This is a genomic window from Candidatus Tisiphia endosymbiont of Dioctria linearis, from assembly GCF_964026545.1.
Lineage (GTDB): Bacteria > Pseudomonadota > Alphaproteobacteria > Rickettsiales > Rickettsiaceae > Tisiphia.
Genome location: NZ_OZ032156.1, coordinates 596,691 through 618,906, shown reverse-complemented (window position 1 = coordinate 618,906; position 22,216 = coordinate 596,691). Strand labels below are relative to the sequence as shown.

The window sequence follows — 22,216 nt, the reverse complement described above, 5'->3', positions numbered from 1 at the left end:
AACGAATAATTGAATTAAAAAACATCAAGTGAGCTATTAATATTATTTAATAAATAAGGACAAGCTAAAACAAATACACAAAATATCAATAATAAGGTTTTTATAATCTTTAACGGATATATTCTGTAACTCAAATATGTTAATACTAAACTGCTTAAGAAGGCACATATTGAGATAATAAAATTTTGATGAATAACCTGTGCAGTACTGTAGTCAAAAGAAGTTTTTAAAAGATTTCCGCAATAAATATAAGCAAAATAAAAGAGTACAGGACACATGCATTCTATTAGAAACAAGGCTATTACTGTTATTTTATTAACTTTTTCCTTCCATATTGGATTATTTTCTAGCTTTTTTAGATCTATGCTGGCAACATTTGAAGTCTGCTGAAAAGTTTTTTTTAGCTGACGTTTGGCATCAGCAAATTCTGGCGTTTCCCTAAGACTCCTTCTGGCTACTGTACCAACCAGTGCTACGCCTGTTCCTATCCAAAATGCTAGACGCCAATTAAATCCATAAGAGGTCACTAACGATGCTATTCCTAAAGCGACAACTCCTCCTAAAGTACCAAAAATCGCAACTGATGAAACAGCTGGATATTGGATTGGTGGATTTATAAGTTCAGTTAAATAAAGTTTTGCTCCTACTGCCTCTCCCATAGAGGATATTCCTTGCATTATACGGCATATTGTAACCAACCAGGAAGCTGTAATGCCTATTTGAGCATAGGTAGGCAGATTAGCCATAGTAAGACATGATAAAAGTCGTTATGACAACGGTAGTCTTACGCCCCATATTATCACCTAACCATCCAAATATTACTGCCCCAATAGGTCTAAAAACAAAGGTAGAGCAAAAAGCTGTAGCTGAATAAATAGCGGTAGTATGAGGATCAGCTTTTGGGAAAAACAATTCATTAAGAAATACAGCCATATGTACATAAAGCATCAGGTCAAAATACTCTAAGAATGTTCCAACGGACAGTAACCCTACTGCTTGTTTTTGCTCTTTAGTTAGGCTTCTTTGTTCTTGCTGATATCCTATCATTAATTCACCTTAATATTTAATTAACACTAATAATATAGTGATGATTTGATTAATTAATAGCAAGAGAAAAATAGTATCGAAAATTGAAATAATAAATTTTGGTTGTAACAATATCACAATTCTATAAACTAAATTAGAAGGGGAAAAAGAAGCACACCTAGCCAATGCAATGCGAGAGCAAGAGCTAAGCTTACAGGGAGTGTATGAAAAAACTAGAAAGGTGGAGGAAAGCGAGGAATATAAGACTGACTCTAAATTCAGAGATGCAGTAACAGCGGATCAGCCAAATGAAGCATGGTCATTTTTTTAGTGAGGCAGCACGTAATAACGCCACTTTATCTAATTGTTCCCAAGTAAATCCTTGATCTTCTCTACCGAAATGCCCATATACCGCTGTTTTTTGATAACAAGCAGTTTGCAATTTGAGTTGTTTTATAATTCTACCTGGTCTTAGATCAAAATGCTCATTTACTAATTCCACTATTTCATTATCAGTTAGTTTACCAGTACCAAAAGTGTCAACTAAAATAGATACAGGAGCTGCCACTCCAATTGCATAGGATATTTGTATTTCACAACGATCCGCTATCTCAGCTCCTACAATATTCTTAGCAATATAGCGAGCCATGTAAGCGGTAGAACGATCTATTTTTGTTGGATCTTTACCAGAAAAACAACCACCACCATGCCTAGCCATTCCCCCATAAGTATCTACTATAATTTTTCTACCAGTAAGCCCACAATCTCCTACAGGTCCACCAATAACAAATCTACCAGTGGGGTTAATTAAATATTTTGTATCTTTACTAATCCATTCTGCTGGTAGCTCTGGTTTAATAATTTCATCCATTACCGCTTCTACTAGTTGGCTATGAGTTACATGGCTATAATGCTGAGTTGATAATACAACCGTATCAACACCAATCGGCTTATTGCCTTGATATCGTAAAGTAATTTGTGATTTTGCATCTGGACCAAGCCATGGCAAAATTCCTTGCTTACGTAATTTAGCTTGCCTCTTAACTAATTTATGAGCATAATATATTGGAGCTGGCATCAGAACTTCTGTTTCATTACAGGCGTAACCAAATACCATTCCTTGATCACCAGCACCAATCATATCCTCATCTTGGTTATCCACACCAATAGCTATATCTACTGATTGTTTGGTAATACCGGATATAACAGCACAAGAATCTGCATCAAATCCAAGACTAGGGTTATTATAACCAATTTCTCTTACTGTATCACGTGCTATTTGCTCTATATCAACCCAAGAATTTGTAGTAATCTCTCCACTTACTAAAATCATACCAGTTTTCACTAAAGTCTCACATGCAACACGGCATTTAGGATCTTGAGTGATAATTGCATCTAAAATCGCATCAGAAATTTGGTCGGCAATTTTATCTGGGTGCCCTTCAGAAACCGATTCAGAGGTGAAGATTCTATTTTTTATCATAAAAATACTCTTGGATTAACAGAAATAATTTGTGTTTATATTTATTCAACAATGGGTCTCAGTAATAAAACCTAATTCAAATAGCTTTCTCCACATTAACTATTATAAGAGGCGATTTATTCATTTCATGTTTTAATATTTTGCGAATAGCTGACCTTACAGCATTTTCGACCTGCTCATCGAGGAGATTACCTTTTGATTTTCTCTGAATTTCTACTGTTTCAGTAATATTATCTTTGATTAGATTAATTAGCTGGGCATCATCATTAGAGTCAAGAAGTCCTGGCATAGATAAAATAGGTCTACAAGTAAGTTCGCCCTTCTTATTTATTATCAGAGAAGCAACTACTATACCATCATCATGCATACGTCTACGAGTTCTAAAAATTGGTGATTCCGCTGGTAAAAGATAATTGCCATCAACAGCCAAATAACCCGTTGTTACTTTAGTTAAAATACGTGGATTATGAGGATCAAGTAATACTAGGCTACCATTTTCTACTTCAACAGCATGCTTTATACCATTTTTACGAGCTAATTTTGCTTGTTCATGTATGTGTACCGGCTCACCATGTACTGGCACGCAAATCTGAGGTCTAATTAAGGCGTACATTTGCTTAAGTTCGTCAATTGATGGATGTCCAGAAACATGAACAAAATGATCTCGTTCAGTTACCACTTCAATTCCTGCTCTTACAAAAATATTAAACATACGGAAAATTTTCTTTTCATTGCCAGGAATAATTTTTGAAGAGAATATAACTGTATCTTTAGGAGCTAACTTGATACTAGGGTGACTATTATTTGCCATTTTAGCAGTAGCTGCTAGTGGTTCACCTTGACAGCCAGTAGCAATAATTAGAAGATCTTGCCTTTTAAATCTTGCAACATCCTGCTCATCAATTAAAGGGGCAATATCTTTCATATAACCACTTTCCTGAGCTGCGAGCAAAATTCTATGCAAACTTCTTCCTGATAGCACTACTTTTCTTCCTGCCATCTGACCTGCATGAATTATAGTTTCAAGCCGTGCCAAATTTGAAGCAAAGGTTGTTACCACAATCATTTGGGGGCAACCTGCTATAATATCTATTAAACTTTTACGCACTTCTCCTTCCGAGCCAGAAGTTCCCGCATTAAATACATTAGTTGAATCACAAACTAGAGCTAAAACCCCTTCATCACCATAGGATTTTAGTAAATCTTTGTTAGCTTTTTCACCGAGTAAAGGATCATGGTCAAACTTCCAATCTCCAGTATGAAAAACATTGCCAGCTTCTGTGCGTATCATAATTGCTTGCATTTCTGGAGCTGAATGGGTAAGCGGTACCATTTCTAATTGGAATGGATCAAGATTTATTTTTGCCGAAGGTTTTACTTCATGAATTTTTATAGTTTTAGCAAAATCATATTCAGCTAATCTAAGTTTCAGAAAATTTGCAGTAAAGGTAGTGGCATATATTGGGCATTTTAGACTGCTCCACAAATATTGGATTGCTCCCAAATGATCTTCATGTGCGTGAGTTAGGACTAAAGCTAACAAATCTTTTTTATATTGTTCGATAAAGCTAATATCAGCAATTATCATATCAACACCTGGTAAATAGTTATCAGCAAAGCCGCTACCGCAATCAACCATCAACCACTTTCCCTTATAATGATATAGATTGACGTTTATGCCGATTTCATTTGACCCGCCAAGTGGTAAGAATAGTAAAGCATTTTTATGGTTTTTAATGTTGAATGGCATGTTAACTTCTATATTATGTATGGTTTGAGTATATTTTTATACTTTATTTTCGGCTTTTAGTCTATGATTAATACTAATTTAGTTTATGCGAACATATTTGCCTTTGGTATAGTCTTATTATTGATCGTACTATTTCCTAATTTTGATATAGATTTCTCAAAATTATTCTACGACAGTAAAGATGGATTTATCTACCGTAACAATAGCATTGTCCAATTATTGTTTGAAATTATTCCAATATTAACTAAACTACTACTTACAGTAACATTATTATACTTAATTTACTTAATTGTTAAGCATAAAACTTTTAATAGACTTATTATTTCTGGGAGCTTTTATATAATTTTATCTACAGCAATAGGTCCTGGATTATTGGTGAATCATCTATTTAAAGAACATTTTGGTAGGGCTCGTCCTGTGCAAATTAAAAATTTTAATGGTTCCAAAAATTTTACTCGAGCTTTTTCAATTTCTAATGAATGTGTACATAACTGCTCATTTTCATCAGGACATGCAGCTATGGGATATAGTTTAACTAGCCTTGCGTATATTGCTCCTGTTATATATTTCTCAAGAATCTACAGTATCACCTTAATTTTTGGCTCATTAATTGGGTTAAGTCGCATATTAATGGGGGGGCATTTTTTAAGTGATGTACTAGCCTCATGTTTTTTTGTATTAATAATTAACCATATATTGTATTTATGTTGGCAAAAACTAAAATTAATGTAAATAAAATGGCGATTATTTATAACAATTCCACGAAGTCGTTAGAACTAGTTAACCAGCTTGAACTATTTTATCAATTCTGTAAAGTAGAAAAAGCAGAAGTAATTATTGTAGTTGGCGGAGATGGCGAATTATTACATGCGATACATCGTTATATGCACCTGAACGTTCCTTTTTATGGAATTAATTCTGGCAATATTGGGTTTTTAATGAATTCAATTATTATAGAAAAATTAATAGATAATTTACAAGAATCAATAGTTTCTCATTTATACCCTTTAGAGACGCAAGTAGAAACTGTAGATAGTAAAACCTATACCGCCCTAGCTATTAATGAAGTCTCGATATTTCGTAAAACCAACCAAGCAGCTAAATTTAAGATTGAAATTGATCAAGTTGAACGTATGAGTGAATTAGTAGCTGATGGGGCAATGGTTGCGACTCCAGCTGGTAGCAGTGCTTACAACTTATCTGCCGGAGGGCCTATTTTGCCACTTGAGTCAAACGTATTATGTCTAACACCAATTTGTCCTTTTCGTCCAAGACGTTGGCATGGTGCATTACTACCATTTTCCACTACTATAAAATTTGAAATTTTAGAAAGTAATAAAAGACCAGTAAATGCAGCTGCCGATTTTCAAGAATTTGATGATATTAAGTCAGTATTAATTAAATCAGCAAAAAACAAGATGATCAAATTACTATTTGATAAAAGAAATAGCCTTGAAAATCGAATTATTAAAGAGCAATTTAATGAGCAATAAGACAAAAAGACTAACTGTTAATAGTGTATTTCCTAGTAATGCACCTATAACATTAGTTCGTCCTTTAGCCCCCCAATCTTGCTAACCAAAACATCTTTATCCTTTTACAGCATAACCATGAGTACGAGGCATATCATGAGCAAAACCACTTTCATCTAAATATACAATAGGTTTCCCATCTTTTCTATACTCACTAATTTTATTATGAAAAAATTAATTTCTCTTCTTCTTTGGCTTTGGGATGATTTATAGTTTTTTTCTACGTTGTCCATAAATTAAAAATTCCTGGTTGCCTTTTGCTCCTAGAATAGGGCTGGGTATTACCCCAAATATGTTAAAATTATAATTTGATTCTAGCCATTGTTGAATTTTATCACATACTCTTTGATGTAAGAGTTGGCTTCTAACAATACCACCATCCCCGACCTCATTCTTGGACACTTCAAATTGCGGCTTAATTAAGGCAACTAGACGGCAATTATCTTTTGCTAAACCAAATGCAGTGGGTAATATGGTAGTAAGGCTAATGAAGCTGGCGTCACAAACGATAATATCTGGTGGTGCACTAATTTGCTCAATTGTTAAATATCGGGCATTAGTTCTTTCAATTACTGAAATTGTAGGGTTATTACACAGTTTATGATGTAGTTCGCCATATCCGACATCTACTGCAAAAATCTTTTCAGCCTTTCTACGAAGCAAAACCTCAGTAAAACCACCAGTACTAGAGCCTATATCTAGACAAATCAGCCCTTGTGGATCAATATTGAAATGGTCTAGAGCGGCAATTAATTTTAACGCCCCTCGTGATACATAATCATGTATCGGGCGTTTTATAATAATATCACGAGTATCAATTGATATTCCCGTACCTGGTTTAGTATTTTGCTGCTGATTAACATATACTTTGCCTTGGATTATTAAGCTTCGTGCGATGTTAATATCATCAACTAATTGGCATTCTACTAAATGCTGGTCAAGCCTTATTTTTTTCATCAATCAAATTTATAGTATCTTGAATACCAAAAAGTTTAAAAAAAGATCCAAGCCTTGGTCCTTCAGTTTGACCAAGTAATATTTGATATAATTCTTTAAAATAATCTCGCAAATTATGATAACCATGATTATTACCTATATCATAAATTTTCTCCTGAATCTGTTCGGAAGTACTATCTACTGGTAAAGTAGATAACATAGTGCTAATTTCTTGTAAGATAACTTTTTGCTGAACATTAGGCGTTAAATAGCACTTATTCGCTTTAATAAAGTCATTATAATAACCAATGGCAAAATCTGTTAAATGATCAAGGTACGGAGCATTTTTCGACGTCGCATCTGGAGCGTACTGACTGATGAATCCCCAAAGTACCGATTTATCTTCCGGATTACAAACTGATGCTAGATTGAGCAATAAGCTAAAACTAATGCCAAAAGTTTCGATAATAGGCACATTCCCATGATGAATATGGTGTACTGGATTAGCAAAACGCTTTACTTGATCAGTTTCTAAATGATATTTTTTATTAAACGTAATATATTCATCAACATTTTTAGGTATTACATCAAAATGTAAACGTTTGGCTCTTGTTGGATTCTGATACATAAATAGTGCCATACTTTCCATAGGGGCATATTGTAGCCATTGATCAACTGTAATACCGTTGCCTGTAGATTTAGAGATTTTCTCTCCATCTTCATTAAGAAATAATTCATAAAAAAATTGTACTGGTTCAATGCCACCCAAAATTCGACAAATCTCTGAATATAATTTAGCATTATTCATATGCTCTTTGCCATACATTTCATAGTCAACTTGTAGCGAAGCCCAACGCATACCAAAATCAGGTTTCCATTGTAGTTTGCAATGCCCCTTGGTCACAGGAACTTCAACCAATTTTCCTTCTTCGTCTTGATAGCTAATAGTGCCGTTTAAACGATCAACCTTGCTAATAGGTACTTGCAGGACAATACCGGTTTTTGGACAAATTGGCATGAAAGGCGAATAGGTTGCTTTTCTTTCGGCTCGAAAGGTTGGTAACATTAGAGCCATTATCTCATCATATTTGTCTATGACTTTTAGCATCATCTGATCAAATAAACCGGATTTATAACATTCTGTACTACTAACAAATTGATATTTAAAGCCAAATTTATCTAAGAATGAGCGAAGTTTGGCGTTCATGTAATGCCCATAACTTTCACACTCACCAAAAGGATCTGGCACAGATGTTAGAGGTCTGCCAATATGCAATGCCACCATATCAGGATTGGGGATATTATTTGGAACTTTACGCAGACCATCCATATCATCAGAAAAACAGAACATCTTAGTTGGAATATTCGATAGCTGTTTAAACGCTTCTTGCACCATTATAGATCTAGCAACCTCTGCAAATGTACCAATATGCGGTAACCCTGACGGTCCATAGCCCGTTTCAAATAATACATAGCCTTTAGCTGGGGTTTTGCCGCCCAATTGATCTAATATTCTTTTTGCTTCTAAAAAAGTCCAAGCATTTGATTTAACAGCATCTTCTAAAATTTCTAATTCTGACATCTATAATATCCATATTATTGAGATTATTAAGTATACATGTTTTTTCTGTAAATTTATAAACATATCTCTTGAGTTTTTTACAATATTCTTAGACAATAGCCGATTAAAAATTATTATTCACTTATGACCATTCCTTCTATTATACATTTTTTTCGTAAAGATAGCTTTAGAATTTTACATATAACCCTAATTTGCATATGCATCTTTGCCTTATCTTTAGCTTATTTTGTTGAATATATACTACATTTTGCCCCTTGTCCTTTATGTATTTATCAAAGATTCCCGTATTTATTTATCATCAAGATTTCAGTTGTAGCACTAATTATTAAAAAAATAAGCAAATATACTTTATTTTTTATCGTGCTAAACTTATTAGGTGCTTGCATATTGGCAGGTTATCATAGTATGGTGGAAAGAGGAATAGTTGAGCCAAGTACTCTTTGTACAACTTTAATCCATATTCCCAAACACTTATCCATCCAAGATATTAAAGAGATATTTTATAGCCAACCGATCACGAGTTGTACCAAATCAACAGTTAAATTATTTGGCATATCCATGACAGAATGGAATTTGTTACTAAATCTCTCTTTATTATTTGGCGTACTCCTTACTTGGTTTTATCCTAATAATACTAAATCTGAAAACAATATCACTATACAATAAAAATGATTATTTTTCTCATAATATGCTCTTGTGCTATTAGTGCTAACTAATTATATGATATAATAGTTATTTTCAACCTAGAAAAGTAATGAGCTTACTTATTTAATGAGGTTGCCTTAAAAATAAAACAAATTAGTTGCTTTAAAGAAGAATATTATTTAGCATCAAATAATTAATTAGAATTTAAGAATGGGGTGGGGACAATGGGTAAAGAAATGAGTAAACAAGAAAATCCTAGAGAATATTTTGAATATTATGGAGATTTTCTTACAGAAGTAAATAGAAGTAGAGAAGAAACAAATGTTGAAGAAGCTGAGCCTATAGCTCAATCTTTGTTTGAAATTGTAAAGAGAACCTTAGAAACCAGTGCAGCTAGTTCTGTAGAAAAAAAATCTATATTAAATGGATTTGCTGAAACAATTAGAAATAATATAGAAGAACTACACGAGTTGCCAGAATCTGACAAAATAGAAACACCATCCATAGTGTTCGATAAATTTGCTGAAAAATTGGCAGGATACATACAGGATGATAAAACACCTACTAAAATTTTTCAAGAATATGTGGAACAATTGCAGATAATCGTGGCTGCTACCAAACCCCAAGAACTTGCTCAGGACGTCATTTTCTTGTCAGAATCAGAAGTGGAAAAGTCGTCTATAGAATTAGATGAATCTTCTCTTGATGTTGACACTCCTGCCTTTTCTGCTGCTGATCGAGCTATTGATCCTATAACCCAAGCAATTAGAAGCCAGATATTAACCAAGCAGAGGGAGCTAATAGTTACAGCTTTGGTAAATAGTGGTACAGTAGAAAAAGAAAAAATTGACGATATAAATAAGTTTCGTGCATACTTTGAAAATGAACAAAATAAAGAAACAATTAGTGGACTTCTAAAAGAAGATCAAAATTTAAAGCATGCTTTAGAGCAAGTCGAAATTATCGGCTATCAAAAAGTCCATACGGAGTTTGCTGGTATATTCACTACTATGGAATGGAAGGATGGAGCTGTAGAAAATGATAGTGGTATTACTACTAGGAAACAGGTAGTACGAGATGCAAACGGTATCGAAATTGCAACATTAGCAGAAGCAACCCATAAAATAAATCCTCCTCATACAGTACAAAAGAGTGATGGTACTAACGTTACAATTAACAATTATAGGACGATAGATTTTCCGATAACACTTGATAATAATGGTCCGATGCATTTATCGTTAGCTGTCAAGGATCAGAATGGCAAAAATATTGCGGCAAGTAAGGCTGTATATTTTACTGCTCACTATGATGATGATGGTAAGCTTGTCGAGGTCAGCTCACCACATCCAGTGAAGTTCAGTGGAGATAGCCCTGACGCAGTTGGCTATATAGAGCATGGCGGACAGATATATACCTTGCCAGTAACGCAACAGAAATATAAAGAAATGATGCAAGAAGTTGCCAAAAACCTAGGGCATGGTGTGGATATTTCACAATCTATCGAACCATTATCTGTGGATCTTATGATAACCTCTAGAAAAGATAGCCCTGATATAGTTGGTCATATAAAGTCTGGTGAACAAATGCCAGTAACGCAAGAAGAACATAAAGCAACGATGCAAGAAAATCTAGAACAGAAGGTGGATATTTCACAATCTATCGATGCACCGGATCTCATGGTAATATCTAGACAAGATATTGAAGAAGCACAACTGTATAAAGTGCAAGAAAATATGGTGCCTACTGATATAGTTAAAAGGGAGGAAGTGGTATTAGAGATAGAAGAAAAAACAGTAGAACAGCAGCTATATCCCCCTAAAATCTCTCAAACTTTGTCAATAAATAGTGATGATAGAGATAAGGCTGAAAATATCAGAGCGAGTTTATTAAAATCACAACATATACGTCCTCCAGCTCGGAAAAGTGAGGAGGATATTACAAAATTGGTAGGAAAGCTGTCTAAAAGTTTGGAAGGTAAAGAACTTGGAGATCAAAAGAAAGATATTGATAAAGAGTTGAAAAATTTATCAACCCCTCAAGAAAAAATAAAGTTGTTGCAGGGGTTATCAAAGTCTGTAGCGGAGAAAAGATGGGAAGAGCTTGAGAAAGTTGATGAAAACAAGAGAGAAATAGAAGGTAGGATAGTAGATGGAGAAGGAGCCCCAAAAATAGGACATACACAATGGAAAGCAGAATATGCTAATGTTAAAGGTAATATACAGTTACAAACATTCCTACTAGATAAAATTAATGAAGTATCCAAGAAGAATATTACTGTTAGACCTCGAGGTACCTATAGTTTGTGAGCGTTCACGAAAAAAAAGTTAAAGTACACGACGTATATTAGCGAGAAGGCGTAAGCCTAGAAGCAATCTAACCTCACAACCGTATTAGCGAGGAGCGGAGCTACTTTAGTAGCATTGATGCAATCCAGGAAAGTAATTAGAAAGGATTGCTTTGACCATTATATCTCCCCATTCTTCAAATCTTAAATGAGTTGTTATAATCAGTGAGGACTGTTCATATAATGTAATTTTGAACAAAGAAAAAGGGTCAAATATTGGAAAAATAGAAAAAGACATAAAGTCTTAGAAAACAAGCTTTATAAGAAAAACTAGTTCGTATAATGAACGCACTATGGTGATTTATCTTACCTATCACACCTGTAGACCAATATCAACCATGCTTTATTTTGTGGTATATTATTTAAATTGATGCTCCTGTTTCTATAATTTCATCAAGAATTGCTGACTTTTTGCTATATTATAGACAACTATTTTACACTATAATATACTTGTATAAATTAAATCATAGGTAAATAAAATGTCATTACCAGAACCTACAGAAATTTTATCCAAAATAGACCAATTTCAAGCAGAAATAACAAATGAACAAAATATATTTGATGAAGCTAATAGAGTCCGTAAATTACTGCAAGAAGATATAGAAAAAAAGCAAATAGAATTAGAAAGTTTAAAAGAGCATTGGCAAGAACAAGATAATGATGAATTAAAATCGTTGACAAAACTTTGGCAGCAGCAGGAAGGAATTAAAAGACAGTTGTCTGATTGGTCAGAAAATGGAATAAAAAAAGCCATCGAAGAGCAGACTACCACGCTAAAGACACAATTGAATGAAATTGAATCAAAATGTAAAGGTATTAGAACAGAGATTGGTGCAAGAGAAAAGTTCAATTTGTTTTTACATGGGAACATTGGTTCGATGGATCAAGGTACAATAGCTGCATTTTCTCAACTGGTTGGAGAAGGTGATAAACAAGAATTACTCAAAGAAAATTCTCAAGATATTGCAGATTTAAATGCTATGATAACAGACCTAGAGAAGGAACATGAAAGTTTAACAAAGCAAGAACAGAAGTTAAAGGACTACTCTTTAGCTGATAATTTAGCATATGATACCGGATTACAAAAATTATTCGAGGAACGACAAACAGATATAACAAAAAAAATAGATAATATTGTATCGCAGCAAGATGATAGTGAGCTAAAGAAGCAATATGAAAATGTCAAACTCCAGGAAGAAGAAATAAAATTAATCCAGAATCAAATAGAAGAAAAGAATCAAATTATTAAACAAACCAAGCAGAAAGAAGAAGAGTTGTTTGCCAAATTAGAGCAATTGCAACAAGAGTCTTCAATTCCCCAGTTTAGTTCAAAACAAGAGAGAGAAGAAATAGTCAATCAATATCCTATATTACAAGAAAGGGCTAATGATATTGCCGCATCGATTGAACGTCAAATTGAGCTTAATAAATTGAATGATCTGATAAAACAGCAAGGAGACAAGATTAATATTGAAAAAGATAGAGCAGATAGTTTAGCTCAGCAATTAGAGAAATTAACATTATCTACAAATAAGGAAATAGAAGGTAATCTAATAGTAATAAAAGAACTCCAGGAAAATATAAAGAGATTGGAGAAAAAAGAGCGACAATTTATAATACCTCAAGGTTCTAGCTGGGCAGATGAACTAAAAGAGGGAGGTGAGCCAAGTGAGTTTGTACAACTAGAAGATCAGATAGGTGAGTTAACCAAAAAAAATGATGATTTAAAAGCTAATTTAGAAGCATTAGAAACACTTAGTGCAGAAAAAGATGAGAAGTTAAAGGTAGCAGAAGAAGGGTATAAAAAGGAACTTAGTGAACAATCAGAGCAAATCACAGCAGGCGTAGTAGAGCTACAAGAGGCAAGTGAGAAATTATTGCAGTTGGAAACCCAACTAACATCAGAGCAGCAAAAAAGACAGGAAGAGCTAGAGGGAAAGCAACAAGAGTTAAACAAATCCCAAGAAGAATTACTAGGTGCTATAGAAGAACTAAATAAAACCAAAAAATTATATGAAGAAAAAAGTAATCAGGCTGAAAATTTACAAACTCAAATGGGCGAGTTAACCAAGGTTTATGGTGACTTGAAAAATGAGATAAAGGTAGAAAAAGAAAAGCATAAAGAGGAACTTAATAGGCAATTAGCAGAGCTGCAAGCGGCAAAAGAGGAATTATTGAATCTGCAAACTCAACTAAGATTAGAGCAACAAGGAAGGAGGAGCTAGAGAAACAGCAAAAAATAGTAGAAGAACTTAAAAAAAGCTTATCGACAGAGCAACAAAAGTTTGCAGAAAAAGGTGAGGAGTTAAATGCAGCAGAAGAAGGGTATAAAAAGAAACTTAGTGAGCAATTACAGCAAGCCGAAGCAAAGCTACAAGAAGTAAATAATAAATTATTAAATCTGGAAACTCAACTAAAATCACAACAGCAAGAAAAACAGAAAGAGCTAGAGGGAAAGCAAAAAATAGTAGAAAGACTTCAAGAAAGCTTATCAGTAGAGCAACAAAAGTTTGTAGAAAAAAGTAATCAGGCTGAAAATTTACAAACTCAAGTGGGAGAGTTAATTAATGCTCAGAAACAGTTCGCGACTAAATTAGAAGAAGCAAAAAATCAGCTAGAGACACTTAGTGCAGAGAAAGATTTAGTGTATAATGAGTTAAAGGCAAAAAAAGACAGTCTTGAAAATGAGCTTGATAAACAACCTGAGGTTGCTGCTGAACAGGCTCAAGAGAACCGAAAGAATGCAAGTAGGATAACAGGGCTTGAATCCCAAAATGCTGCACTTTTAGCTCAGTTAGCAAGTTTAAATGTTAAGGTGGAGACAAGTGCAGTTGGAATACAAACGGATGAGGTTCTTAGCAATACTATGAAGTTAGTAGGTACGGGAACAGAGCCGGTTATGGGTAGTGGTGTTTCAACTAAGGAAGCTATGACTAATACGACAGAGGTAATTATTCAGCAACAAACAGTATCTCCTTTAATTGAAAGACAAACTATAGATAGAGTGTTAGTTCACGATAATGATGATGATAAAATATTGTGGGCTTTTAAAAAATTGTCAAGAGAGCAAGTCCAGCCGATTATTGATAAATGTGGGTTGGAATCTGGCAGCAATTTTGCTAAATTTGCCAAAGAAGATTTCAAAAAATTATCTGAGGTATTTCAGGATACACAAATATTACTAGATATAGAAAATATTGAACAAAAAAGTTATGCGGATATTCATAAAGAATTTGCATCTGAGTATAAAGATATTATATGGCAAGGTAAAGATGCAGAGAAAAGCTTTAGTTTACAACAAAATGGTAACGATGTTGCTATAATAAGTGAGAGAAAATTGAGTTATGATAACGATGTTGAATATAAAACTAGTGATGGAGAATCAATTAAAAATGCTCGTACGGTAGATGTACCGTTATCTATAGATATTAAGGGATCGTGCCATATGTCTTTTGCCGTACAAGATACAAATGGACGTAATATTAGTAAAGAAAATGCTGTATATTTAACTGCTCACTATAATAATGGTAAATTAGTGCATCTAACCAAGCCTACAGAAATATTTGCTTGTTCTGATGATAAGAATTCACCTTTATATTTAAAACGTGATGGTAAGATATATACTTTACCAGTAAATAAATATGCCCTTGAGCAGCTTGAGAAAGAAGTTCTTAAAAACAAAGGAGAATATGTAGGAATAGTTAAAAATGCTTCTGGTGATATTATTAGTATAAATTCAGGTACTTCTCAAGAGGGACGATCTGAGAGGTTAAAAGATGATGCTAGTTTTAAGATAGCATCTCAAGTATTACATGCTAATGCTACCCATACCACCAATAGTCCTATAGATAGGAAAGTTTTGCATAAAAAACATAGCCAATATACTAGTAGAAGCGTTTAGTGTCAGGGGGTGTAACGGGAATAATGGTTTGTAGGAGTGGCTTTGTACAAAAATATTACTGCAATTTACATTTTGAATTTATAATTATGGGTAATTTATAAAAATACTTGCTTTTTGATGTTTTTTTTATTAGTCTGTGCAATCTTCACAGAATCTACGTGAATTTGGAATAGCAGATTATTTCAAATAGACTTCCTGCATAAGTCAAAAAAGCCCTCGGGATTTTTAGGAGAAACGAAGCCGAGTACCGCAGCGTACATAGACGATTGTTACGGAGTGGAGGCAAGTTTCGACGACAAAATCACCAACTGGATTGGCTTATGCAGGAGGTCTAATGTGGTTAGCTGTGTAAGTAGTCAGGATTGAACTAACTTACTGCCCGCGTGATGGAATGGTAGACATAACGGACTTAAAATCCGGGGGGTGCAAGCCCTTGCCAGTTCAAGTCTGGCCGCGGGTACCATTTATTTTTTATCAAGGAAGATGTATATGTTTATTCAAACTGAAATTACTCCTAATCCTAATGCGATAAAATTTTTCCCTAATATACCTGTTAGCCCTAATCAACCAATGCATTTTAGTAATCTTGATGAGGCAAAAGGTAAAAGCAGTCTAGTAGTTCAATTATTCAGTGTAAATAACATAAAATCTGTATTTCTTGGTAGTGACTTTATTACTATTACTAAGGAGGAAGAAAGTGATTGGCTGGTTTTAAAACCTGAGATTTTGATGACTATTATGGATCATTTTACTTCTGGCTTTGCTGTTTTTGATGTGCAAAATAATATATCTACTGATAAATCTACCATAAATAATTTTGACGAGATGTCTGAGATAGAACAACAGATTGTAGAAATTATTGAAACACGTGTACGTCCTTCGGTTGCCATGGATGGAGGAGATATAATATATCGAGGGTTTGAAAATGGAGTGGTAAAATTAGAGCTTCGTGGAGCTTGCCATGGTTGTCCTAGCTCAACTATTACTTTAAAAAATGGTATTGAATCAATGCTTAAACACTTCGTTCCTGAGGTAGAATCTGTTGAAGCTGTAGAAGATTAAGATATTAGTTACGCAGTATAGAGATAAGTAATTAATCAGTTATAGTCAATTGATGAGAAGTTGGTGACGTCGTCGCTCAATGCTCGCCTATTACTTATAGGCGTCGCTCCATCGTTCCTAGCACCAAATTCTCCTGAATTAACTATATCGCAGGCAGTTTCCTAGCGTCATTGCGAGAAGGCGTGAGCCAAGAAGCAATCCATTCCTGGTCATTTTTTGGATTGCTTCGTCGACCTTACGATCTCCTTGCAATGACGTTTGGTGACCAGATTTTTTATTCATCATAAGAAAATAGTAAAAAAAATGTAGGGTACTAATCTTATTAATGAGGTTAAATAAAACAATATTGCCGCAGCATTTGAAACATTCAGGCTTTCTACCTTACTGGAAATTGGGATTTTAACCAGATAATCGCATTGTTCTTTAACTAGCCGTCTTATTCCTTTATCTTCAGACCCAAGTATTATTGCCATTTTATCTGAAAATATTTTGCTATCTAAGGATTGTGTTGCTTTACCATCCAGACCAATAATCCAAAATCCATGTTTCTTTAGATATTCTATTGACCGCCTTAAATTAGTTACCTTAACCATTTGTACTAGTTCCAAAGCTCCAGAAGCTGTTTTTGCTATAGTAGCATTTTCATCTGGGGCATTATCGGCGGGTAATATTATGGCTGTGATGCCAAAAGAAGCCGCACTACGAATAATAGCACCAATATTTTGTGGATCGGTTACTTGATCTAAAATAGCTACTTTACAATTAGCAGTAGTTATGTCAATATCTTCAATATGATTAGAGAAAATGCTTTTAACGTTAGCGGCTATTCCCTGATGATTATGATTTGGACCAAGAAGACGTGTTAAGGAATCTGTGTTGGTAATTTCATATTGATGATTAGATATTAAATTTTTGTTCAAATTAAAAATATCTTCTGTACATAAAACTCTTTGAATATGACGTTTTGGATTACTTAGTGCTGCAAATACTGGATGTTTGCCATATATGTAGTAGAAATCTTAGATTTATTTCTCATCTTATTAGAACCTGCAGTAATTTATTCTTGACACAAACTACTATTTATTATAGAAAGTTACAACTAGATAAACGTTCTAAGTTGTTGTGAATAAAATTTTAATAGAAATTATTAGTATAGATTTTAGCTATAGTTTTATTATTTGTTGATTTTCATCGAGTATATATAAGTTTAATATTAGCTTATTAGAAGACTCAAGAAAAGGGCGAAGAAGATTTATTGGCATTTACACTAATTTATATTGTGCTTTACTTTTAATTAGGCTATTTAATGCTTGCGTGAATTCTTTGGAGGAGTGGTCGAGTGGTCAATGGCAGCGGACTGTAAATCCGCCCGCGTGAGCGTACGAAGGTTCGAATCCTTCTTCCTCCACCACAGATTGGTTAGGTGAAATACGCGGGTGTAGCTCAATGGTAGAGCTCCAGCCTTCCAAGCTGGCCACGTGGGTTCGATTCCCATCACCCGCTCCAAAACTATTGGTGATAATTGGAAATTGGATAAATTTGTTATTTTTATTGTTAAATTTGTATTAAATCTTAAATTGTGGAGAATGAATTATGGCAAAGGTAAAATTTGAGAGGGATCTGCCCCATTGTAATGTAGGTACTATAGGACACGTAGATCATGGAAAAACTTCTTTAACAGCTGCAATAACTTTAGTATTGTCAAAAGAAGGTGGTGCGAAGGCTACTAACTATGATGAAATTGATGCTGCTCCTGAAGAGAAGACAAGGGGTATAACTATTGCTACTGCCCATGTTGAATATAAAACTAAAAAAAGGCATTATGCTCACGTTGACTGTCCTGGTCACGCAGATTATGTGAAAAATATGATAACCGGTGCCTCTCAGACGGATGGTGCTATATTAGTGGTATCTGCTTGTGATGGTCCAATGCCTCAAACAAGGGAGCACATAGTGCTTGCTAAGCAAGTAGGTGTGCCTACAATGGTTGTTTTCTTGAATAAAGTTGATATGGTTGACGATCCGGAGTTAGTTGACTTAGTAGAAATGGAAGTCAGAGAGCTTCTTTCAATGTATGGTTTTCCTGGAGATGAGATACCAGTTATCAGGGGGTCAGCTTTGCAGGCTTTAGAAGGGAAACCTGAAGGTGAAGCTGCGATCAGAGAATTGATGAATGCTATTGATGAATATATACCTCAACCTAAGAGAGATACAGATAAACCATTATTAATGCCAATAGAAGATGTATTTTCTATTGCTGGAAGAGGGACTGTTGTTACTGGTAGAATTGAAAAAGGTGTAATAAAAGTTGGTGAAGAAGTGGAGATTGTCGGTATAAGGGATACTCAAAAAACTACTTGTACTGGTGTGGAAATGTTTAAGAAAATGTTGGATCAAGGTGAAGCTGGTGACAATGTTGGTATATTGCTACGTGGAACCAAAAGAGAAGAGGTGTGTAGAGGACAGGTATTATCTAAACCTGGAACCATAACTCCGCATACTGAATTTGAAGCTGAGGTTTACGTGCTTACCACTAAAGAAGGTGGTCGTCATACAGCGTTTACCGATAAATATCGTCCACAGTTTTATTTTAGAACTACTGACGTGACTGGGGAGATTGCTTTAAAAGATGGTAAAACGATGGTTATGCCTGGTGATAATGCGAATTTGCATATTACATTGATTTCTCCGATAGCTATGGAAGAAGGCGTACGTTTTGCTATCCGTGAAGGTGGTAAGACAGTAGGAGCTGGGGTAGTATCAAAAATTATAAAATAACATAGAAATAATCATTCTGAAATAATTTAGGATGATTATTTTTTAATGGCTAGGCAAAATGCTTTTAATTGAACTTGCCTCAAGTTATGTTTACAAAAAATTTGAGCAAGTCTGTTAAAAAAGCGTATTTTGGATGGTCGGGCTGTTTATAAAAAGGTTTAGTTAATGAAAAATAATCAAAAAATTAAAATTCGTCTAAAGTCATTTGATCACCGTTCGCTTGAGCAAGGTACTAGAGAGATAGTAGGGGCTGTTAAAAGAACTGGTGCAGATATAATTGGTCCAATTCCGCTTCCAAGGACAATTGAAAGATTTACCGTTAATAGGTCTCCACATGTCAATAAAAAATCAAGGGAGCAATTTGAGATTAGAATTCAGAAAAGGCTTTTAATAATAAGTTATCCAACCCCTCAGACTGTTGATGCTTTAAAGAAAGTTGATTTGCCTGCTGGTGTTGATGTTGAGATTAAGTTAGAGAGTATTGAGTGATGAGAACCGGTTTAATCGCTAAAAAAATTGGCATGAGTTCAATTTTTAATGAAAAGGGAGAGAGAACTACAGTTACTTTTCTGCAAGTTGAAGATTGTCAAGTAGTGGGACAAAAGACCCAAGAAAGGGATGGTTATAACGCCTTGGTTGTTGGGGTAAAGGATAAGAAATTATCTAAAGTAACAAAGCCAATGAGGCAAGTATTTGCTAATGCTAACGTTGCACCAAAACAAAAATTGAAGGAATTCAGAATTTCTGCTTCTTTTTTCATTGATATAGGTTCTACATTGCGTGTTGATCATTTTGTTGTTGGGCAGTTTGTAGATGTTGTAGGTACTACTATTGGTAAAGGTTTTGCTGGTAGTATGAAAAGGCACAATTTTAGAGGGCTTGAAGCTTCACATGGTGTATCTGTGTCTCATCGTTCACATGGTTCTACTGGTGGTAGACAAGACCCTGGTAAAGTATTTAAGAATAAGAAAATGGCTGGACACATGGGGAGTACAAGAGTTACTATTCAGAACTTGAAGATAGTTGATACTAATATAGAAAAAGGTATAATCATAGTTAGTGGTAATGTCCCAGGCTCGAAAGGATCTTATGTCTACATTAAGGATGCTATTAAGAAAACCATTACAGCTGCAGGATAAACTATATGAAAGCTAAATTATTAAATCTTGAAAATGAAGTTGTTGGTGAGGTTGATTTAGATCATGAAGTATTTGCCATAGACTTTGTTAGACAAGATATTATCAAGCTTGTTGTTGATTGGCAAAGAGCGAAAGCTATGGCTGGTACACATCAAACGAAGACAGTATCGCAAGTATCTGGTACTACAAAAAAACCTTTTAAACAAAAAGGTACCGGTAATGCAAGGCAGGGGTCTTTAAGGTCTGTACAAATGAGGGGCGGTGGAGTTTCTCACGGTCCAGTAGTAAGGAGTCATGCTACAAAATTACCAAAGAAAGTTAGAAAACTTGGTTTAAAACATGCATTGTCAGAAAAATTGACAGAAGGGAAATTGTTAATATTAGATTCTTTAAAATTAGATGAATCAAAAACTTCTAATCTTGCAAAATTATTAAATAATTTTCATGGTAAGAGTTATTTTATTGTTAGTGGTAATGAGGTTGATAGCAATTTTTCTTTGGCGGTACAAAATATTCCAAATACTATTTCGGTACCACAGATTGGTACAAATGTTTATGATATAATACGCCATGATTATGTTTTGTTATCAAGAGAAGCTGTAGATGCTTTAGAAAAGAGGTTGAAGTGAAATCTTATAAACATTATGATCTTATTAGGAATCCTGTGGTCACTGAGAAGAGCAATATTTTATCTGAACAAAATAAGTTTACTTTTCACGTTGCTGATAGTGCTGAGAAGGCTTCTATCAAGATGGCTATTGAGAAAATTTTTGAAGTTAAGGTTAAAAAGGTTAACATCATGAATGTCAAAGGTAAGAAGAAAAGATTCAAGGGTGTCAATGGTAGACAGTCAGATAAAAAGAAAGCCATTGTAACGCTAGAAAAAGATTATACTATTGATTTTACTGGGGGTATAAAATAAGATGGCTTTAAAAAAGTTTAATCCAGTTACTCCATCTCTTAGAGAATTGATACAGGTTGACAAATCTGAACTTTGGAAGGGCAAGCCTCATAAACCTTTAACTAAAGGTCTATGTAAGACTGGTGGTAGAAATAATCTTGGTAGAACCACTTCTTGGCATAGAGGAGGGGGGCATAAAAGACTTTATCGTATAATTGATTTTAAAAGAAATAAACAAGATGTATTCGCTACTGTTGAAAGAATAGAGTATGATCCTAATAGAACTTCCTTCATTGCTTTGATTAAATTTGATGATGGTGAGTATTCTTACATTATAGCACCACAAAAGCTTGTTGTAGGAGACAGAATAGTGTCAAGTGATAATGCTGACATAAAAGTTGGAAATTGTTTATCTTTGAAATCTATCCCTATTGGGACTACTTTGCATAATGTGGAAATGAAAATTGGCAAAGGTGGTCAGATTGCAAGATCTGCGGGGACTTCGGTTAATTTAGTAGGTAAGGATTCGGGTTATGCTCAGATCAAGCTTCGGTCTGGAGAATTTAGGTTGGTGCCGTTAGATTGTAAAGCTACGGTAGGTGTTGTCTCAAATCCTGATCAAAAAAATACAAATTTGGGTAAGGCTGGAAGAAATAGATGGTTAGGTTGGAGACCACATGTTCGTGGTGTTGCAATGAACCCAGTTGATCACCCACATGGTGGTGGAGAGGGAAAAACTTCTGGTGGTCGTCATCCGGTGACTCCATGGGGCTTCCCAACTAAGGGTAAGAAAACCCGTAAGAATAAGTCTACATCAAAGTTTATTATTAAGAGAAGAAAATAATTAGGTAGTAATTATGGCGCGTTCAGTTTGGAAAGGACCTTTTGTAGATGGTTATCTGATAAAAAAAGTACAAAAGTTGATTGACTCGGGTAAATCAGAAATGATTCAGACTTGGTCTAGGAGGTCAACAATTCTACCATTTTTTGTTGGAATAACATTTGCTGTGCATAATGGAAATAAATTTATACCTGTTACTGTAAGCGAAGAAATGGTTGGCAAAAAATTAGGTGCATTTTCTCCAACTAGAACTTTCCATGGTCATGGTGCAGATAAAAAAGTTAAGAGAAAATAAA

General features: G+C 34.4%; 21 protein-coding genes and 3 tRNA genes. 17 read left to right on the top strand and 7 right to left on the bottom strand.

All coding sequences use genetic code 11. The features are described from left to right. Positions 1–14 precede the first annotated feature (14 nt). From AAGD42_RS03035 to AAGD42_RS03020, 4 genes are all read right to left on the bottom strand, one after another. On the bottom strand, positions 15–746 hold the full coding sequence (locus AAGD42_RS03035; protein ID WP_341753195.1) for an MFS transporter: 732 nt from the start codon (positions 744–746) through the stop codon (positions 15–17). Beyond that, complete coding sequence (locus AAGD42_RS03030) at positions 739–1,047, bottom strand: MFS transporter (protein WP_341753194.1); 309 nt, start codon at positions 1,045–1,047, stop codon at positions 739–741. The genes AAGD42_RS03035 and AAGD42_RS03030 overlap by 8 nt, the downstream gene beginning before the upstream one ends. Positions 1,048–1,345: 298 nt before the next feature. Next, positions 1,346–2,506, bottom strand: a complete 1,161-nt coding sequence (gene metK / locus AAGD42_RS03025; RefSeq protein ID WP_341753376.1) for a methionine adenosyltransferase — start codon at positions 2,504–2,506, stop codon at positions 1,346–1,348. 79 nt (positions 2,507–2,585) lie between these two features. Then, positions 2,586–4,259, bottom strand: a complete 1,674-nt coding sequence (locus tag AAGD42_RS03020) for a ribonuclease J (protein WP_341760765.1) — start codon at positions 4,257–4,259, stop codon at positions 2,586–2,588. A gap of 63 nt (positions 4,260–4,322) precedes the next feature. Here AAGD42_RS03020 and AAGD42_RS03015 point away from each other — a divergent pair, with 63 nt between their 5' ends. Then, positions 4,323–4,991 carry a phosphatase PAP2 family protein gene (locus AAGD42_RS03015; protein ID WP_341753192.1) on the top strand — a complete coding sequence of 223 codons (669 nt, stop codon included), beginning with the start codon at positions 4,323–4,325 and terminating at the stop codon, positions 4,989–4,991. Further along, positions 4,982–5,752 carry an NAD kinase gene (locus tag AAGD42_RS03010; protein WP_341753375.1) on the top strand — a complete coding sequence of 257 codons (771 nt, stop codon included), beginning with the start codon at positions 4,982–4,984 and terminating at the stop codon, positions 5,750–5,752. The genes AAGD42_RS03015 and AAGD42_RS03010 overlap by 10 nt, the downstream gene beginning before the upstream one ends. A 246-nt stretch (positions 5,753–5,998) precedes the next feature. Here AAGD42_RS03010 and AAGD42_RS03005 read toward each other — a convergent pair whose 3' ends face one another. Together AAGD42_RS03005 and AAGD42_RS03000 are read right to left on the bottom strand one after the other, a co-directional pair. Further along, positions 5,999–6,748 carry a TlyA family RNA methyltransferase gene (locus tag AAGD42_RS03005; protein ID WP_341753191.1) on the bottom strand — a complete coding sequence of 250 codons (750 nt, stop codon included), beginning with the start codon at positions 6,746–6,748 and terminating at the stop codon, positions 5,999–6,001. After that, positions 6,729–8,309, bottom strand: coding sequence for a lysine--tRNA ligase (locus tag AAGD42_RS03000; protein WP_341753190.1), 1,581 nt, complete (start codon positions 8,307–8,309; stop codon positions 6,729–6,731). Before AAGD42_RS03000 ends, AAGD42_RS03005 begins: the two co-directional genes overlap by 20 nt. A gap of 123 nt (positions 8,310–8,432) precedes the next feature. On the opposite strand from AAGD42_RS03000, the gene AAGD42_RS02995 reads away from it, so the two are divergent. The 6 genes from AAGD42_RS02995 (at position 8,433) to AAGD42_RS02970 (ending at position 16,261) form a co-directional block, all read left to right on the top strand. After that, positions 8,433–8,975, top strand: coding sequence for a disulfide bond formation protein B (locus AAGD42_RS02995; RefSeq protein WP_341753189.1), 543 nt, complete (start codon positions 8,433–8,435; stop codon positions 8,973–8,975). Positions 8,976–9,190: 215 nt separating this feature from the next. Next, positions 9,191–11,260: a Sca4 family protein gene (locus AAGD42_RS02990; protein ID WP_341760764.1), complete on the top strand. Its 2,070-nt coding sequence runs from the start codon at positions 9,191–9,193 to the stop codon at positions 11,258–11,260. A gap of 517 nt (positions 11,261–11,777) precedes the next feature. Further along, positions 11,778–13,523: a hypothetical protein gene (locus AAGD42_RS02985; RefSeq protein ID WP_341753187.1), complete on the top strand. Its 1,746-nt coding sequence runs from the start codon at positions 11,778–11,780 to the stop codon at positions 13,521–13,523. A 326-nt stretch (positions 13,524–13,849) separates the two neighbouring features. After that, the gene (locus tag AAGD42_RS02980; protein WP_341753186.1) at positions 13,850–15,199 is read left to right on the top strand and encodes a Sca4 family protein; all 1,350 of its coding nucleotides are present in this window, start codon (positions 13,850–13,852) and stop codon (positions 15,197–15,199) included. A gap of 377 nt (positions 15,200–15,576) precedes the next feature. After that, positions 15,577–15,662: transfer RNA gene (locus AAGD42_RS02975), tRNA-Leu, on the top strand. A gap of 26 nt (positions 15,663–15,688) precedes the next feature. Next, positions 15,689–16,261, top strand: a complete 573-nt coding sequence (locus tag AAGD42_RS02970) for a NifU family protein (protein ID WP_341750553.1) — start codon at positions 15,689–15,691, stop codon at positions 16,259–16,261. Between the two features lie 281 nt (positions 16,262–16,542). On the opposite strand, the gene rlmB is transcribed toward AAGD42_RS02970, so the two are convergent. After that, positions 16,543–17,268, bottom strand: a complete 726-nt coding sequence (gene rlmB, locus AAGD42_RS02960) for a 23S rRNA (guanosine(2251)-2'-O)-methyltransferase RlmB (RefSeq protein ID WP_341753373.1) — start codon at positions 17,266–17,268, stop codon at positions 16,543–16,545. A gap of 318 nt (positions 17,269–17,586) precedes the next feature. Between rlmB and AAGD42_RS02955 the strand changes: the two genes are divergently transcribed. The 9 genes from AAGD42_RS02955 to rpsS all read left to right on the top strand — a co-directional run bounded on the left by AAGD42_RS02955 (position 17,587) and on the right by rpsS (position 22,215). Further along, positions 17,587–17,672, top strand: a tRNA-Tyr gene (locus tag AAGD42_RS02955). Between the two features lie 21 nt (positions 17,673–17,693). Further along, positions 17,694–17,767: transfer RNA gene (locus AAGD42_RS02950), tRNA-Gly, on the top strand. An 87-nt stretch (positions 17,768–17,854) separates the two neighbouring features. Continuing rightward, complete coding sequence (gene tuf, locus AAGD42_RS02945; RefSeq protein ID WP_341750556.1) at positions 17,855–19,039, top strand: elongation factor Tu; 1,185 nt, start codon at positions 17,855–17,857, stop codon at positions 19,037–19,039. Between the two features lie 165 nt (positions 19,040–19,204). Further along, positions 19,205–19,528 (top strand): 30S ribosomal protein S10, encoded by a 324-nt coding sequence (rpsJ, locus tag AAGD42_RS02940; RefSeq protein ID WP_094648885.1) that lies wholly within the window; start codon positions 19,205–19,207, stop codon positions 19,526–19,528. Continuing rightward, entirely contained in the window at positions 19,528–20,178 is a 651-nt protein-coding gene (rplC, locus tag AAGD42_RS02935; protein WP_341749202.1) for a 50S ribosomal protein L3, read from the top strand. The genes rpsJ and rplC overlap by 1 nt, the downstream gene beginning before the upstream one ends. Positions 20,179–20,183: 5 nt before the next feature. Next, positions 20,184–20,807 carry a 50S ribosomal protein L4 gene (gene rplD, locus AAGD42_RS02930; protein ID WP_341753185.1) on the top strand — a complete coding sequence of 208 codons (624 nt, stop codon included), beginning with the start codon at positions 20,184–20,186 and terminating at the stop codon, positions 20,805–20,807. Continuing rightward, the gene (locus AAGD42_RS02925) at positions 20,804–21,100 is read left to right on the top strand and encodes a 50S ribosomal protein L23 (protein WP_341750558.1); all 297 of its coding nucleotides are present in this window, start codon (positions 20,804–20,806) and stop codon (positions 21,098–21,100) included. Before rplD ends, AAGD42_RS02925 begins: the two co-directional genes overlap by 4 nt. A 1-nt stretch (position 21,101) precedes the next feature. Beyond that, on the top strand, positions 21,102–21,923 hold the full coding sequence (gene rplB / locus AAGD42_RS02920) for a 50S ribosomal protein L2 (protein WP_341750559.1): 822 nt from the start codon (positions 21,102–21,104) through the stop codon (positions 21,921–21,923). Positions 21,924–21,936: 13 nt separating this feature from the next. Then, on the top strand, positions 21,937–22,215 hold the full coding sequence (gene rpsS, locus AAGD42_RS02915) for a 30S ribosomal protein S19 (RefSeq protein WP_341750560.1): 279 nt from the start codon (positions 21,937–21,939) through the stop codon (positions 22,213–22,215). Position 22,216 lies beyond the last annotated feature (1 nt).

Coding starts and splice junctions, on each gene's coding strand:
- AAGD42_RS03020 (WP_341760765.1), bottom strand. CDS start 4,259: ATGCCATTCAACATTAAAAACCATAAAAATGCTTTACTATTCTTACCA.
- AAGD42_RS02970 (WP_341750553.1), top strand. CDS start 15,689: ATGTTTATTCAAACTGAAATTACTCCTAATCCTAATGCGATAAAATTT.
- AAGD42_RS03035 (WP_341753195.1), bottom strand. CDS start 746: ATGGCTAATCTGCCTACCTATGCTCAAATAGGCATTACAGCTTCCTGG.
- AAGD42_RS03000 (WP_341753190.1), bottom strand. CDS start 8,309: ATGTCAGAATTAGAAATTTTAGAAGATGCTGTTAAATCAAATGCTTGG.
- rplB (WP_341750559.1), top strand. CDS start 21,102: ATGGCTTTAAAAAAGTTTAATCCAGTTACTCCATCTCTTAGAGAATTG.
- AAGD42_RS03030 (WP_341753194.1), bottom strand. CDS start 1,047: ATGATAGGATATCAGCAAGAACAAAGAAGCCTAACTAAAGAGCAAAAA.
- AAGD42_RS03005 (WP_341753191.1), bottom strand. CDS start 6,748: ATGAAAAAAATAAGGCTTGACCAGCATTTAGTAGAATGCCAATTAGTT.
- rpsS (WP_341750560.1), top strand. CDS start 21,937: ATGGCGCGTTCAGTTTGGAAAGGACCTTTTGTAGATGGTTATCTGATA.
- rplD (WP_341753185.1), top strand. CDS start 20,184: ATGAAAGCTAAATTATTAAATCTTGAAAATGAAGTTGTTGGTGAGGTT.
- AAGD42_RS02995 (WP_341753189.1), top strand. CDS start 8,433: ATGACCATTCCTTCTATTATACATTTTTTTCGTAAAGATAGCTTTAGA.
- rpsJ (WP_094648885.1), top strand. CDS start 19,205: ATGAAAAATAATCAAAAAATTAAAATTCGTCTAAAGTCATTTGATCAC.
- AAGD42_RS03015 (WP_341753192.1), top strand. CDS start 4,323: ATGATTAATACTAATTTAGTTTATGCGAACATATTTGCCTTTGGTATA.
- AAGD42_RS02990 (WP_341760764.1), top strand. CDS start 9,191: ATGAGTAAACAAGAAAATCCTAGAGAATATTTTGAATATTATGGAGAT.
- rplC (WP_341749202.1), top strand. CDS start 19,528: ATGAGAACCGGTTTAATCGCTAAAAAAATTGGCATGAGTTCAATTTTT.
- tuf (WP_341750556.1), top strand. CDS start 17,855: ATGGCAAAGGTAAAATTTGAGAGGGATCTGCCCCATTGTAATGTAGGT.
- AAGD42_RS02985 (WP_341753187.1), top strand. CDS start 11,778: ATGTCATTACCAGAACCTACAGAAATTTTATCCAAAATAGACCAATTT.